This window comes from Nonomuraea jabiensis (assembly GCF_014204795.1).
Lineage (GTDB): Bacteria > Actinomycetota > Actinomycetes > Streptosporangiales > Streptosporangiaceae > Nonomuraea > Nonomuraea jabiensis.
Map to the genome: position 1 here is coordinate 2,160,064 of NZ_JACHMB010000001.1, position 14,309 is coordinate 2,174,372.

The 14,309-nt window shown below is 73.4% G+C and carries 13 protein-coding genes; 10 read left to right on the forward strand and 3 right to left on the reverse strand.

Annotated elements, in window-relative coordinates:
* The first annotated feature begins 95 nt into the window (after positions 1–95).
* Together HD596_RS63645 and HD596_RS09205 are read left to right on the forward strand one after the other, a co-directional pair.
* On the forward strand, positions 96–221 hold the full coding sequence (locus HD596_RS63645) for a hypothetical protein (protein WP_281398188.1): 126 nt from the start codon (positions 96–98) through the stop codon (positions 219–221).
* A 103-nt stretch (positions 222–324) separates the two neighbouring features.
* Complete coding sequence (locus HD596_RS09205; RefSeq protein ID WP_246554232.1) at positions 325–1,602, forward strand: serine hydrolase domain-containing protein; 1,278 nt, start codon at positions 325–327, stop codon at positions 1,600–1,602.
* A 9-nt stretch (positions 1,603–1,611) separates the two neighbouring features.
* Here HD596_RS09205 and HD596_RS09210 read toward each other — a convergent pair whose 3' ends face one another.
* Positions 1,612–3,159, reverse strand: a complete 1,548-nt coding sequence (locus tag HD596_RS09210; protein WP_185068855.1) for a glycoside hydrolase family 140 protein — start codon at positions 3,157–3,159, stop codon at positions 1,612–1,614.
* Between the two features lie 150 nt (positions 3,160–3,309).
* On the opposite strand from HD596_RS09210, the gene HD596_RS09215 reads away from it, so the two are divergent.
* Both HD596_RS09215 and HD596_RS09220 read left to right on the forward strand, forming a co-directional pair.
* Positions 3,310–4,284, forward strand: coding sequence for a sugar-binding transcriptional regulator (locus HD596_RS09215; RefSeq protein WP_313043370.1), 975 nt, complete (start codon positions 3,310–3,312; stop codon positions 4,282–4,284).
* A 37-nt stretch (positions 4,285–4,321) separates the two neighbouring features.
* Positions 4,322–4,570: a cell division protein CrgA gene (locus HD596_RS09220; protein ID WP_185068857.1), complete on the forward strand. Its 249-nt coding sequence runs from the start codon at positions 4,322–4,324 to the stop codon at positions 4,568–4,570.
* Here the strand turns inward: HD596_RS09220 and HD596_RS09225 are convergent.
* Entirely contained in the window at positions 4,567–7,290 is a 2,724-nt protein-coding gene (locus HD596_RS09225; protein WP_221519248.1) for a helix-turn-helix transcriptional regulator, read from the reverse strand. The two genes, HD596_RS09220 and HD596_RS09225, sit on opposite strands and share 4 nt — an antisense overlap.
* A 121-nt stretch (positions 7,291–7,411) precedes the next feature.
* Between HD596_RS09225 and HD596_RS09230 the strand changes: the two genes are divergently transcribed.
* From HD596_RS09230 to HD596_RS09255, 6 genes are all read left to right on the forward strand, one after another.
* Positions 7,412–7,879: an SAM-dependent methyltransferase gene (locus tag HD596_RS09230; protein ID WP_185068858.1), complete on the forward strand. Its 468-nt coding sequence runs from the start codon at positions 7,412–7,414 to the stop codon at positions 7,877–7,879.
* A gap of 19 nt (positions 7,880–7,898) precedes the next feature.
* On the forward strand, positions 7,899–9,077 hold the full coding sequence (locus HD596_RS09235; protein ID WP_185068859.1) for an FAD-dependent oxidoreductase: 1,179 nt from the start codon (positions 7,899–7,901) through the stop codon (positions 9,075–9,077).
* A 71-nt stretch (positions 9,078–9,148) separates the two neighbouring features.
* On the forward strand, positions 9,149–10,342 hold the full coding sequence (gene trpB / locus HD596_RS09240; RefSeq protein ID WP_221519249.1) for a tryptophan synthase subunit beta: 1,194 nt from the start codon (positions 9,149–9,151) through the stop codon (positions 10,340–10,342).
* Positions 10,339–11,175, forward strand: a complete 837-nt coding sequence (gene trpA / locus HD596_RS09245) for a tryptophan synthase subunit alpha (RefSeq protein WP_185068860.1) — start codon at positions 10,339–10,341, stop codon at positions 11,173–11,175. Before trpB ends, trpA begins: the two co-directional genes overlap by 4 nt.
* Entirely contained in the window at positions 11,133–11,888 is a 756-nt protein-coding gene (locus tag HD596_RS09250; RefSeq protein ID WP_185068861.1) for a GntR family transcriptional regulator, read from the forward strand. Before trpA ends, HD596_RS09250 begins: the two co-directional genes overlap by 43 nt.
* A gap of 142 nt (positions 11,889–12,030) precedes the next feature.
* On the forward strand, positions 12,031–12,888 hold the full coding sequence (locus tag HD596_RS09255) for a hypothetical protein (RefSeq protein ID WP_185068862.1): 858 nt from the start codon (positions 12,031–12,033) through the stop codon (positions 12,886–12,888).
* A gap of 10 nt (positions 12,889–12,898) precedes the next feature.
* On the opposite strand, the gene HD596_RS09260 is transcribed toward HD596_RS09255, so the two are convergent.
* Positions 12,899–14,278, reverse strand: coding sequence for a pyridoxal phosphate-dependent decarboxylase family protein (locus tag HD596_RS09260; protein ID WP_185068863.1), 1,380 nt, complete (start codon positions 14,276–14,278; stop codon positions 12,899–12,901).
* Positions 14,279–14,309 lie beyond the last annotated feature (31 nt).

A 14,309-nucleotide genomic window follows, 5' to 3' on the forward strand; every position in this document is an offset into this window, starting at 1 on the left:
TGCTGTTCACCCTATGGACATCCGGTTTCTTACCGTATATACATCTTTCTACCCAAATATGACTTGAAGCGTAGTTTCGAGGAAAAGGTAGAGAGTTGTCCGAATTCCTGGCCTCCCTGCTCGCCAAGGCCGCAATGATGCTCCTTGAGGCGCTGCTCGCCCGGTTCGTCCAGAGCCTCGTCGCGTCGATCTTCAGCCCGGCGGGCCTCCGGATCGCCTGACCGCCCCGCGCGCCCATCCGGCGTCCCTTGTTGCGCACACCGTTCCGCATGAGTACAGTGTTCGCACATCGGGAACGCCGTACGCAGCGCGGGGAGAATGACGATGTCCAAGAGCACGAGCTGGGACATGAAGGGCACCTGGGACGCCAAGGGTGCCTGGGACACGAAGGGCCGGTGGGAAGAGCACGAGCGGCCCGTCCTGTCACAGGCGGGGCTGGACCGGATGCGTCAGGTCCTGGCCGGACACGTCGGGTCGGGAGCCGTGCCCGGGCTGGTCGCCCTGGTCGGCAGGGGCGACGAGACGCACGTCGAGGCCCTGGGGACCCTGCACGCGGGCGGCACCGAGCCGATGCGGCGTGACACGCTCTTCCGGATGGCGTCGCTGAGCAAGCCGATCACGGCCGCCGCGGTGATGATCCTGGTCGAGGAGTGCCGCCTGCGGCTGGACGACCCGGTCGACGAGTGGCTGCCCGAGCTGGCCGACCGCCAGGTGCTCAGGAGCATCGACGCCCCGCTGGACGACACGGTCCCCGCGGCCCGGCCGATCACCGTGCGCGACCTGCTGACGTTCACCTTCGGGTTCGGGGTGGTGCTGGCGGCGCCGGACACGTACCCGATCCAGACCGCGATCCGCGAGCTCGGCCTGGACACCACCGCACCGGACTTCGGGCCGGACGAGTGGATCCGCCGGCTCGGCACGCTGCCGCTGATGCACCAGCCGGGCGAGCTGTGGCAGTACCACGTCGGCTCCGACGTGCTCAGCGTGCTCGTGGCCAGGGTGAGCGGGCAGCCGCTGGAGGAGTTCCTGCGCGAGCGGCTGTTCGGGCCGCTCGGCATGAAGGACACCGGCTTCCACGTCCCCGCCGACCGGATCCACCGCCTGCCCACCAGCTACGCGCACAACCCCGAGAACGGCGAGCTGGTCGTCTGGGACGAGGCCGCCGGCGGGAAGTACAGCCGCCCGCCGCTCTTCCAGGCCGGCGGCGACGGGCTGGTCTCGACCGTCGACGACTACCACGCCTTCTTCCGCATGCTCCTGAACAAGGGCACCTTCGGCGGCACGCGCGTCCTGTCGCGGGCCTCGGTCGAGCTGATGACGATGGACCACCTGACGCCGGGGCAGAAGGTCGAGAAGGACGCGTTCGGCGACCACTTCGGCCGGCACGGCGGCTACGGGTTCGGCCTGGCGGTCCGCACCCACCGCCGCGACCTGGCCTCGCCGGGCCAGTTCGGCTGGGACGGCGGCCTCGGCACCACCGGGTACGCCGACCCGGCCGAGGACCTGGTCGGCATCCTGCTGACCCAGAGCGCGATGGACTCCGTCCACACGCCCCGCCTCCACAAGGACTTCTGGACCACCGCCTACCAGGCGATCGCCTGATCCCCTGTTTCACTCGTCGCAGAAGATGACCACGCGGGCCACCTGCCGCTCGTCCTCGACGGCTTCGCCGGGGCGGCGCCGGCCGCTCGCGACGACGTCGCCGGTGCGCGGGTCGACGACCCGGTAGGCGGCCGGCAGCCCGTCCTCGCGCGTCGGGCGCAGCGCGCCGCCGTTCTCCTGGTAGACCACGTGCAGGCGGCCGGGCACGCGCAGGGCGCGCGGGCTGATGAACGTCTCCCAGTCCGGCTCCATGTCGGTCGTGGGCAGCCCGTCCAGGATCTTGCCGAGCAGCCCGACGTACGTGGAGCCCTCGAAGTCGAGCGCTTCGCGCCAGCCGCCCGACGGAGCCAGGAAGTACGGCGCGTGACCGGGCTCGTCGGCGTGCAGCTTCCACTGCCAGATGTTCGCGGCGCCGTAGACGACGCCCATGGCCCCGCCCGCGCACAGGTTGCTCCACGCCTCGTGGCCCTGCCACCAGCCGGCGGCGTTGGTGACGCTGCGGGTCTGCTCGTAGGTGGGCTCGCCGTTGGCGACGGCCTTGACGGGCGTGTCGCGCCGCATGACCGCGACCCGCTCGGGGACGTGCTCGCCGCCGTGGCCGGTCTGGCACCACTGGAAGTCCAGCCAGTCGGCGTCCTGGCAGGCCCGGTTGTCGGCGTGCGGGCGGTAGTGGATGCCGGTGGGCTGGGCGTAGCAGTCCCAGGCGTGGACCTCGGCGCCGCCGGCCGCGATCTGCGGCTCGCGGCCGGAGCCGTCGGCGCCGACCAGGTAGATCGCGGGGCGGGCGCCGTAGCGGGCCACCAGGTAGCGGCAGTAGCGGGCGTACTCGGCGGGCGGCACGACGGTGCCGGCCGCGTCGAGCCCCTTCCAGCCGAACCCTTGGAAGACCGGCTGGAGCACGGGCACGATCTCGTGCTCCACCAGGATGTCCAGGAGCCGGTCCAGGTACTGGAAGTAGGCCGGGTCGAGCGCGTTGAGGTAGCCGGTGGGCAGGTCCTCGAAGGCGACGTCGAAGCCCTCGTCGGCGCGGCGGTCACGCGGGCCGACGGCGCGCATGTCGGGCTGGACCGACATCAGCAGCACCGCGTTGAAGCCCTTGGCCTGCCGGTCGGCCGCGTACGTGCGCACCTGCTCCTCGGTGGCCCGCCAGGGCAGGCCCCAGGCGGTGTCGGCGACCATGATCGCCGGGGTGCCGTCGGCGTGGACGAGGCTGCGCCCGCCCGGCGACATGGTCCAGAAGCCGTGCCGCCGGAAGCGGTGCGCGGGCGGTTCGACGGCGTCCACCTCGATGGTCCCGGACGCCCCGCGGAGCCCGCGGTCGTCGAGGGACGCTCCGGTGGTCCAGTGCCAGCGGCCGTGTGCCAGCGGCGAGCTGAACCGGATCCGCCACGTGCGGCCGCCGTCGTAGAACGCGGGCCTGCGCAGGGCGAGCCCGGCGTCGTGGGTGAAGTCGGCCCACACCTCGACCGCGGTGTAGGCGTCGGGGAGGTCGGCGGAGGCGGTGAGCGTGATCTCCACCTCGCGCCAGGCTCCCCCGACGCGCGTCACGTCCCCCATCAGCCGTCCACACCCATCCCTTGATCGCGCCTTGGCTTCAGAATACGCCTAGTCATAATGGAATATATATGCAAGAACCCCGCCGGAGTCTCCGCGACGGCGGTTCGGACAATAGGCTTTCATTCAGGAGTGAATAGAAAGGGGTGCGCGGTGGTCCAGAACGCGGAACGTAGGCGCGACACGACCAAGGATCACCTGCGCCTCCTGGCCCGGGTGGCACGCATGTACCACGAGCAGGGTATGCGCCAGCCCGAGATCGCCGCCACGCTCAACATCTCGCAGCCCCGCGTGTCCCGCCTGCTCAAGGAGGCGGTCGCGCAAGGCATGGTCCGCACGGTGGTCACGCTCCCCGAGGGGGTGCACACCGAGCTGGAGGAGGAGCTGCAGCGGCGCTACGGGCTGCGCGACGCCGTCGTCGTGGACGTCGAGGACTACCAGGACGACGTGATCCCGCCGCTGGCCTCGGCGGCCGCGGCCTACCTCGGCGTCACCTTCACCGGCGGCGACGTGATCGGCATCTCGTCCTGGAGCGAGACCCTGCTGGCCACGGTCGAACGGCTGCCGCAGAAGAACTCCCAGGTCGCCGACCGCGTCATCCAGCTGGTCGGCGGGGTCGGCAGCCCCGAGGCGCAGGTGCACGCCACCCGGCTGGTCGCCCGCCTGGCCAACCTCACCTACGCCCGGCCGATCTTCGTGCCCCTGCCCGGCGTGGTCGCGACCACCGCGATCCGCGACGCGCTGCTGGAGGACCCCGGCGTGAAGGACGTGCAGGCGCAGTGGCACGACCTGACCGTCGTGCTGGTCGGCATCGGCAGCCTGGAGCCCTCGCCCCTGCTGCTCAGCAGCGGCAACGCGGTCAGCCAGGCCGACCAGGAGGAGCTGCGCGGGCTCGGCGCCGTCGGCGACGTCTGCCTGCACTTCTTCGACGCCACGGGGAAACCCGTCGACTCGGCCTTCGACCAGCGCGTCATCGGCATCGACGCGCCGACCTTCCGCGCCGTCGAGCGGCGGGTGGGGGTCGCGGGCGGCATGCGCAAGCTCTCCGCGATCAGGGCCGCGATCGAGGGCGGCTGGGTCAACGTCCTCGTCACCGACCTGACGATCGCCCGCCTGCTCTGCGCCTGATCGCGTTACGCTGGATCACAGAACAGGGGTGATGCCGGTGTCCGATCTCCAAGCCCGGGTAGCGCCGAACAATCGCCTGGCCCGCCGCCTGGCCGCGGCGATGGGCGTCTCCTGGTTCCTCGGCGTCGCGTGGATCGTCCTGTACTACGTGGACCCCACTCTCCCGTTCCTGTCGGAGCTGGGTAACTGGAACCTGCTGGTCGGGTTCGGACTCTTGCTGCTGGGCGCGGCGTTCGCCCTGGCCCTGCTGGTGACGGTGATCGTGCGGTCGGGGCGCCGGCACTAGGCGGGACGGCCCAGGTCGAGGCCCGCCAGGTCGGCGCGCGAGGAGATCCCCAGCTTCGGGTACGCCTTGTACAGGTGGAATCCCACCGTCCGCGGGCTCAGGAAGAGCTGGGCGCCGATCTGCCGGTTCGTGGCACCCGTCGCGGCGAGCCGGACGACCTGGAGCTCCTGAGGGGTCAGCGCGTCGAGCGGTTTGGCCGCCACGCCGAGCTCGGGCAGGTCGGCGCGGGCGCCGGTCGCGGCCAGCTCCGTACGGGCCCGTTCGGCCCAGGGAGCGGCGCCCAGCGCGGCGAAGCGGCCCATCGCCGATCGCAGCTGGGCCCCGGCATCGGAGCGCCGGCGGGCCCGCCGCAGCCATTCGCCGTACAGCAGCTCCGTCCTGGCGTGCTCGAACACCCGCCCGCCCCGGGCGTGCCACTCCAGCGCCGCGCGGTAGTGGGGCTCGGCCTCGCCGCGCGGGGCGAGCAGGGCGCGGCAGCGATGCGCGACGGCGGCGCCGCCCGGCCGCCCGCTGGCCGCCGCCCAGGCGTCGAACCGGGCGGACGTCCTGGCCGCCCGGCCCGGGTCGCCCAGCCGGGCGCAGGCCTCGACGTGGTCGGCCATGGCGAAGGTGACGATCACGGTGTGGCCGAGCGGGCCGTCGAGGATCCGCTCCATCCGCTCGGCCGCCGCGTCGTAGCGGGCTCGTACCAGGTCGAGCAGGATCAGCGCGCAACCACCCCACCCCGATCCGTGGCGTTCCCGCGCGGCGCCGTCGGCCTGGCGGGCGAGCCGTACGCACGTGTCGTCCTCGCCCTCGACGGCGGCGAGCCACGCCAGGATGCCGTGCAGATGCCGCAGCCGGCCCGCCTGCCCGGTGTCGTGGGCGATCCGCCAGGCCTCGGCGCCCGACTCCGCCGCCTCCGCGTGCCTGCCCCGCAGGAGCTGCGCCTGGGTGAGGAGCTGCAGGGCGTGCGGCAGCGCGCCGATCAGGCCCTGCTCCCTGCAGGCGGCCACGCGGGCCGCGGCCAGCTCGCAGGCCGCCTCGTCGTCTCCGGTCATCAACGCGCTGAACACCGCGTACGTGCCGGCGACCGGATCCGTGGCGGCGCGCGGCGAGATGGCGGCGCGCATGAGCGGCAGCCCCGCGGCCGGGTCGCCGGCGGCCACCCGCTCCATGCCGCGTACGGTTCCGGCCACGGGGTCGTCGCCGGGCACGACGGATTCCAGCAGCTGCGCGGCCCGCCCCAGCGCGGCGTGGTCACCGGCGAACCAGGCCTCGGCGGCGGCGGTCGCGAGCAGGGACGCGGCGTCGGCCGGCGCGGTGCGGGCGATGCCGGCGGCCGCGTCGATCAGCGCCGCCGGCGTCGGGCTGCCGTGCTCGGAGTCGACCGCGGCCCGCACGGCGACCAGCCGGGCCAGCACCACGGGGTCCCCGGTCAGCCGCCGGCCCCGGTCGGCCGCGGCGCCGGCGCGGGCCAGCTGCCCGGCGCCCATCGCCGCCTCGGCGGCGGCCGCCAGCCGGCGGGCCCGCCGCCCCTGATCGACGGTCAGCTGCGCGGCCCGCTCGTACGCGGTCGCTGCCGAGGCGTGGCTGCCCCGCCGCCGGGCCCGCTCCCCGGCCGCCGCCAGCACGTCCGAGATCTCCTCGTCGGGACCGACGGCGGCGGCGGACAGGTGCCAGGCCCTGCGGTCCGCGTGCTCGTCGCCGTCGAGGGCGTCCGCCAGCGCGTGATGGGCGGCCACCCGCCGGGCGAGCGGCGCCTCGTGATAGGCGGCGGTCTTGACGAGGGGATGGCGGAAGCGCAGCCGGCCGTCGGAGACCTGCACCAGGTGGTGGCGCTCGCCCGGCTCCAGGTCGGCCAGCCCGGCCCCGAAGCCCTCCGCGGCCCGCAGGACGAGCTCCAGGCTGCCGGAGCCCTCGGCCGCGGCGACCAGGAGCAGCAGCTGCGTGGCTTCGGGGAGCCGCCGGATGGTGGCGCGCAACGACTGTTCGAGCCGTCCGGGCAGCGGGAGCCTGGGCGCCTGCAGGGGCAGCGGGGCCAGCCGGCCCGCCCGCTGCTCGGGGTCGAGGGCCGCGGCGAACTCCAGGAGCGCGAGCGGGTTGCCCTCGGCCTCCTCGATCACCCGGTCCCGCGCCTCCGGCACCAGATCGGCGGCCGACCCGGCGAGCAGCCGCTCGCAGTCCGCCCGGTCGAGGCCGGCGAGCCGCAGCTCCGGGACGCCGTCCACGGGCGGCTGCGCACCGTCGTCACGGGCGGCCAGGATCATCGTGATCCGCTCGGCCCCCAGCCTGCGCGCCGCGAACACCAGCGCGTCCGCCGACGCCCGGTCCAGCCACTGCACGTCGTCGATCAGGCACAGCAGGGGGCGCTCCTCGGCGAGCTCGGCGAGCAGGGTCAGCACCGCGAGCCCGACGAGGAAGCGGTCCTGGGCGCCGCCCTGGCTCTCGCCGAACGCGCCGAGCAGGGCCGCCCGCTGCGCCTCGGGGAGGCCCGCGACGAGGTGCCGCGCCGGCCGCAGCAGCAGGTGCAGGGCGGCGAACGGCAGCTCGGCCTCGGCCTCCACGCCGGTGATCCGCAGCACCAGCACGTCGTCGCCCGCCGCCCGCGCGGCCTGCGCCAGCAGCGCCGACTTGCCGATCCCGGCCTCTCCGTACACGACGACGGCATTGCCCCGGCCGGTCCGGGACTCGGCGATCAGCCCGCTGAGCAGGGCGATCTCGGCGTTTCGCCCGATCATGATGTCCCGACCTTACCTAAGCGGCCGCCGCCGCCCGCGAGCAACCCGGTCATCGTGACTTATTCGCCCGCGAGCCCCCGCCCGTACGGTCGTGAGCGGAAATCCGACAGTGGAGGAAGCCGTGGAACACGCCGTCACCCTGCAACCGGTGGGCACCGTCGTGGGCGGGCGCACCGAGGCGTTCGACGACGACTGGAACACCGAGGAAGCGCTGATCCGCCTCGACGGGACGCGCTTCCAGCCGGACTCCCTCGCGGGGCTGGACGCGTTCTCGCACCTGGAGGTGGTCTTCCTCTTCCACCTGGTGGACCCGGAGTCCGTGCACACCTCGGCCCGCCGCCCGAGGGGCAATCCCGACTGGCCGCCGGTGGGCATCTTCGCGCAGCGGGCCAAGAACCGGCCGAACCGGCTGGGGGTCTCCCGCTGCCGCCTGCTCGCCGTGGACGGCCTCGACGTGCGCGTACGCGGTCTGGACGCCATCGACGGCAGCCCGGTCCTCGATCTCAAGCCCTACATGGCGGAGTTCGGGCCGCAGGGCGAGACCGTACAGCCGGCCTGGGCGACCGAACTGATGCGCAACTACTACTGAGACAAGGGGATTTCGCGGTATGAACGCACAGCTTCCGGACAGCACGGACGTCCTGATCGTCGGCGCGGGCCCGGCCGGTCTGGCCCTGGCCACCTCGCTGGCCCGGCAGGGCGTGGACGCCGTCCTGGTGGACAGGGCGGCCGGCGGCGCCAACACGTCGCGGGCCGCGGTCGTGCACGCCCGCACCCTGGAGGTGCTGCGCGCGATCGACGTCAGCGACGAGCTGGTGTCGAGGGGCGTCACGGTGCCCCGCTTCACCGTACGCGACCGCGACCGGGTCCTGCTGACCGTGGCCTTCGACAAGCTGCCGACCGACTTCCCGTACACGCTGCTGGTGCCCCAGGACATCACCGAGCAGGTGCTGCTGGACCGGCTCCGGGCCGCGGGCGGCACGGTCCACCGCCCGTACGAGGTCACGGCCGTCGAGCAGACCGCCGCCGGGGTGACCGCCACGACGTCCGGCGGCCGCCTGATCCGGGCCTCGTACGCCGTCGGCACCGACGGCATGCACAGCACGGTGCGCGAGCAGGCCGGGATCGCCTTCACGGGCGACACCTACGCCCAGTCGTTCGTGCTCGCCGACGTCCGCCTCGACTGGGCGGGCCCCGCCGACGAGGTCGCTCTCTACTTCGCCCCCCAAGGGGTGACCGTCGTCGCCCCGCTGCCGGGCGGCCGCCACCGGATCGTCGCGACGGTCGACAAGGCTCCGGAGCGCCCCGGCGTCGCCGACGTCCAGTCGCTCCTCGACACCCGCGGGCCGCGTACCCAGCCGGCCACGGTCACGGACCTCGTCTGGAGCTCGCGGTTCCGCGTCCACCACCGCCTGGCCGAGCGCTACCGGGCCGGCCGGCTCTTCCTGGCCGGCGACGCGGCTCACGTCCACAGCCCGGCCGGCGGCCAGGGCATGAACACCGGCATCCAGGACGCCCTCTCCCTGGCCGGGAAGCTCACCGCCGTGCTGCGCGACGGCGCTCCCGAGTCGATCCTGGACACGTACGGGACCGAGCGCCGTCCCGTCGCCGAGGACGTGGTCGCCTTCACCCACCGGATGACGAAGATCGCGACGGTCGGCAGCGGCCCGCTGCGCTCCCTGCGCAACACCGCTCTGCGCGCGCTGGACTGGGTCCCCGCGGTCCACCACGCGATGGCGATGAACCTGTCCGAGCTGGCCACCGCCGACTCGACAGCTCCGGCGTAGCGCTTTCAGGCAGCCTGTGCCACACTCAACTGTTATAGAACAGTCTCGACAGTTATAGATGGGTGAGGCATATGGTGACAGGAGTCCTGGCCACGCGGCCAGGTGTGATGGCGGACCCCGGGGAGCGGGGCAGGTTCGGGGAGTACGGCGGGCTCTACGTGCCGGAGTCGCTGGTCGCGGCCTGCCGGGAGGTGGAGGCGGCCTTCCGGGAGGCCCGGACCGACCCGGCGTTCCGCGAGAGCCTCGCCGAGTCGCTGGTCCTGCACGTGGGGCGGCCGACGCCGCTGACCCCCGCGCGGCGGCTGTCCGCCGAACTGGGCGTGACCCTGCTGCTCAAGCGGGAGGACCTCGCCCACACCGGCTCCCACAAGATCAATAACGTGCTGGGCCAGGCCCTGCTGGCGCTCCGGATGGGCCGCACGCGGCTGATCGCCGAGACCGGCGCGGGGCAGCACGGCGTGGCCGTCGCGACCGCCGCCGCGCTGCTGGGGCTGCCGGCGACCGTGTTCATGGGGGAACGGGACGTCGAGCGGCAGGGGCTGAACGTGTTCCGGATGCGCATGCTGGGCACCGAGGTCGTACCGGTCGGCACCGGCAGCCGCACCCTCAAGGACGCCACCAGCGAGGCGATGCGCCACTGGGTGGCGGCCACCGAGGAGGCGTACTACTGCGTCGGCTCGGTCATCGGGCCCAACCCGTACCCGTGGATGGTGCGCGAGTTCCAGCGGGTCATCGGCGACGAGGCGCGCGAGCAGTGCGCCGGGACGCTCCCGGCCGCCGTGCCCGACTACGTCGTGGCCTGCGTGGGAGGCGGCTCCAACGCGGCGGGCACGTTCGCCGGCTTCGTCGACACCACCGCCCGGCTCGTCGGGGTCGAGGCGGAGGGCGGCGCCGGGGCGGCCAGGGGAAGCCTCGGCGTGCTGCACGGCTTCCGCTCGCTGTTCCTCCAGGACGGCCACGGGCAGATCACCGAGGCGCACTCCATCGCCGCCGGTCTCGACTACCCCGGGGTCGGGCCGGAGCACGCCCACCTGCGCGACCTCGGCCGGGCGCGCTACGTCACGGTCTCCGACGAGGAGGTGGTGGACGCGGCCGTGCGGCTGGCCCGCGCCGAGGGCATCGTGCCCGCGCTGGAGTCGGCGCACGCGGTCGCGTGGGTGATCCGCGCGGCGCGTACGGGCGAGCTGCCGCCGGGTTCGACGGTCCTGCTCACCCTGTCCGGCAGGGGCGACAAGGACATCTCGACCCTGAAGGAGCTGGTATGAGCACCGGCCTGCTCGAAAGGCCGCTGCGCGCCCGGCGCGACGGCGGCCACAAGCTGCTCATGCCGTACGTGACCGGCGGCATCACCCCCGGCTGGACCGGCTACCTGCGGGCGTTCGCCGCCGCCGGCGCGGACGCGATCGAGCTCGGCCTGCCGTTCTCCGACCCGACGCTCGACGGCGCCACCATCCAGGAGGCGTCGGACGCGGCGCTGGCCCGGGGCGCGACGGCCCACGGCATCCTGGCCGAGGTCGCCGAGCTGCGCCTGGACGTGCCGCTGGTCGCCAGCACCTACTACAACCTGGTGCTGCGCGACGGGCCCGCGGAGTTCTGCCGGGCGCTGCGGCGGGCGGGGGTCGCCGGGCTCATCGTGCCCGACCTGCCGCTGGACGAGGCCGGCGAGCTGGCGGACGCGGCCGCCGAGGCCGGCGTCGACCTGGTCCTGCTCGCCTCCCCCGCGACGCCGCAGCAGCGGCTGGACGAGATCGCGCGCCGCAGCCGGGGCTTCGTCTACGCCGTCTCGGTGATGGGCACCACCGGCGAGAGGGCCGCGCTCGCCGAGCCCGCCGCCGCCCTCACCGAACGGATCAAGCAGGGCAGCGACCGGCCGGTCTTGCTAGGATTTGGCATTTCCACGCCGGAACAGGCCGTGGAAGCCACCCGGCGCGCCGACGGTGTCGTCATCGGTGCCGCGATCATGCGCCGGATCCTCGACGGGGCGGCGCCGGACGACGTCGGCGCCTACCTGACGGGCCTGCGGCGGGCCCTGGACCAGGAGCGTGACGAAAGACGATGGCCCGCGACGCCGGACACGAAGCGAGGTACCGCGCCATAGCCGCCGACCTCGCCGCGAAGATCCGGTCGGGACATTACGCCCCTGGGGCGGCGCTGCCGCCCCAACGCGAGCTGAGCGCCTCGTACGGGGTCACCCTGATGACGCTGCGCCAGGCGCTCCGGCAGCTCAGCGACGAAGGGCTGATCGTGCAGCAGGCCGGCCGGGGCACGTTCGTGTCCCCGCCGCACCTGGCCTACCAGCTGGGCTCCCTGCAGAGCCTCGCCGACGACCTCAGGAAGCAGGGCCACGAGGTACGCACGGTCGTGCTCGGGCGTTCCCTGCGCCGGGTCCCGGCCGGGGTCGCCACGCAGCTGCGCACCGCTCCCGGCGAGAGCGCGCTGCGACTGGAACGGGTGCGCGAGTTCGCCGGCCGCCCCGCGATCCACCAGGTCTCGTGGATCCGGCGGCCGGCCGCCGAGCAGATCCGCGATCGGGACTTCACCGCCGTCTCCCTCTACGGCGCCCTGGCCGACTGCGGCGTGGCGGTGGCGCGGGCCTCGGAGAAGATCCGGCCGGGCCTGCTCGACCCGGCCGTCGCGGCGCACCTCGGGGAGCCGCCCGGCAGCCCGGTCTTCCTCAGCGAGCGGATCACGTACGCGCTCGACGCCACCGCGCTGGTCGCCGACCACGCCACCATCCTGGCCAGCATGATGGAGATCCGCACAGAACGGGCCGCCACCGGCCTCTCGCTCACCTGGGGCGCGAGCACCTGATCCCCACCCAGAAAGAGCGCTCAGGTAGATCTCGGGCAATGTTTTCGATCTAGGTCGGCGCAGGCCAGCGTGTCAGCCGCCAGGAGAGACCGATCGGCTGCGATGTTGGCGCTCCAGGTCTCACCCTGTGTTGGAGCGCAAAATGATCAATCTCGGCTTCGTCGGGCCCAGCCGTCCCGCCAATGACTACAAGCTCACCGACGTGGTCGACGGTGACACCCCGAAGATCGAAATGTCGGTCCGCATGGTGTCCATCGACACCCCGGAAACCCACTTCGGGGGCACCCCGGCCACGGCCCAGGCCGCGCTCGAGCGCACCAAGGCCCGCCTGCAGGACGGCACGTACGACGCCATCCCCGAGCACCTGCGCGAGTACCTCATCTCGCGCATCACCCCGAACGCCGCGGACCACCACATCACCGCCGGCCAGCTGGCGGCCGAGGCGCACAAGACCATGGTGAAGACCCGCCTGACCCGCCCGGACGGCACCCAGCGCAAGCTGGCCGTCGTCGCCACCGGCGAGCTCGTCGAGAACCACGGCCGCCTGCTGGCCTACACCGCGCCCTGGTTCGCCGGCGGGCCGTCGGACCCGCTGCCGCCCCGCGACGACCCGCAGCGCCGCACCTTCAACCTCGACCTGCTCTCCCTCGGATGGGCCGCCAGCTTCCTCATCTACCCCTCCATCCCGCCCTCCTTCGACCTGAACCTGATGCTCGACGAGGCCGAGGTCGCCTGGGAGCAGAAGCGCGGCGCGTGGGCGCAGTTCGGCCCGGAGCTGCTGCTGGGTTACGAGTACCGGGCCTGCGTCAAGCTCGGCGTCAAGGACCTGAAGAATCCCGCCGAGGCCGTCGCGAACGCCTACGAGCGCGTGTGCGTGGACCTGCGCACCCTGACCGAGGTCGGCCTGTACGGCTACCACCAGGTCCCGCCGCCGAACCGGCTGTGGATCTGGCAGAGGGACCTGGAGCAGGCCCGCAAGGACCTGCCCATCAAGCACTAGTTCCTGACGCTCACGCCGCCGTGCGGATGATGCCCAGGGCCTCCTCCACGCGGTCGGCGTGGGTGCGGAAGCTGAGCACGCACAGGCGCAGGAAGAACTTCCCGTCGACGGTGGTGCTGCTCAGGAAGACGCGCTGGGTGTCGTTGACGTCCGCCAGGAGCCGCCGGTTGCGCTCGTCCGTGCCACGCAGCCGGAAGAGCACGACCGTCAGGTCCGGCCGCCACGGCACCTCGAAGCGCGGGTCCTGGGCGAGCCGGCGGTGGACGTGGCCGGCGAGGTCGAGCTTCTCGTCCAGCTCCCGCGCGAAGGCGCGCACGCCGTGCAGGTGCAGCGGCAGCCACAGCCGCAGGCCGCGGAACTCCCTGGTCAGCTCCACCCCGAGATGTCCGTAGTCGGGCAGGCCGTCCAGCTCCCGCAGGTCCTGCAGATACCGGCCGTCGGCCGCGTGGGCGGCGTGGAGCACGGCCGGGTCGCGCACCAGCAGCAGGCCGGTGCCGTACGGGAGGAAGAGGCTCTTGTGCGGGTCCAGCACGATCGAGTCGGCGGCCTCGATCCCGGCGAGCCGGGTCCGGCCGCGTTCGGTGAGCTGGAAGCCGCCGCCGTAGGCCGCGTCCACGTGGAACCAGAGCCCTTCACGGCGAGCCAGCTCGCCCAGCTCTGGCAGGGGGTCGACGGTGCCGGAGCTGGTGGTCCCGGCGGTGCCGGCCAGCAGGAACGGGTGCAGTCCCGCCGCACGGTCGTCGGCGATCATCCTGGCCGCCGCCGCGACGTCCATGCGCAGGTCCGCGGTGGCGGGCACGACGCGGACGCGCTCCGGGGGCAGGCCCGCGACGCGGGCGGCCTTGGCGACGCAGTAGTGCGTGTGCTCGCTCACGTACAACGTGCCGTCGCCCGGCCGGCCGTGCCGGGCCGCGAGCAGCGCCGACAACGTGGCCGGCGAGCCACCCGTCGTGACCAGCCCGCCCGCGCCCGCCGGCAGTCCGAAGCGGTCGCAGAACCAGGTCACCACCCCGTGCTCCATGGCGACCAGGGCGGGTGACATCTGGGCCACGCCGGTGAAGCGGTTGGCGGCCTGGGCGAGCAGCTCCGCCAGCGCCGCGGTGACCAGACCACCCGCCGGGAAGTAGGCCAGGTAGCCGGGCCCCGCCGTGTTCACGCCTTGCCCGGCCGCCTGACGGAACGTCTCCAGGAGCGCGCCGAAGTCGCCGGGGCCGTCGGCGGGCGGCCGGAGCAGCGCGGGGGCCAGCCGGTCCACCTGCCCGTAGTCGCTCGCGGGCGCCGAGTCCAGCTCGGCGACCCAGTCGGCCAGGAAGTCCACCGCCTGGCGGCCCAGCCGGGCGACGGCGGATCGGTCGAGTTCGAGGGGAAGAGCACTTTCGTCGGTAGTCACGCGAGGCACCGTAAACCGGTGCCGAACGTCA

Coding starts and splice junctions, on each gene's coding strand:
- HD596_RS09205 (WP_246554232.1), top strand. CDS start 325: ATGTCCAAGAGCACGAGCTGGGACATGAAGGGCACCTGGGACGCCAAG.
- HD596_RS09210 (WP_185068855.1), bottom strand. CDS start 3,159: ATGGGGGACGTGACGCGCGTCGGGGGAGCCTGGCGCGAGGTGGAGATC.
- HD596_RS09225 (WP_221519248.1), bottom strand. CDS start 7,290: ATGATCGGGCGAAACGCCGAGATCGCCCTGCTCAGCGGGCTGATCGCC.
- HD596_RS09235 (WP_185068859.1), top strand. CDS start 7,899: ATGAACGCACAGCTTCCGGACAGCACGGACGTCCTGATCGTCGGCGCG.
- trpB (WP_221519249.1), top strand. CDS start 9,149: ATGGTGACAGGAGTCCTGGCCACGCGGCCAGGTGTGATGGCGGACCCC.
- trpA (WP_185068860.1), top strand. CDS start 10,339: ATGAGCACCGGCCTGCTCGAAAGGCCGCTGCGCGCCCGGCGCGACGGC.
- HD596_RS09250 (WP_185068861.1), top strand. CDS start 11,133: ATGGCCCGCGACGCCGGACACGAAGCGAGGTACCGCGCCATAGCCGCC.
- HD596_RS09255 (WP_185068862.1), top strand. CDS start 12,031: ATGATCAATCTCGGCTTCGTCGGGCCCAGCCGTCCCGCCAATGACTAC.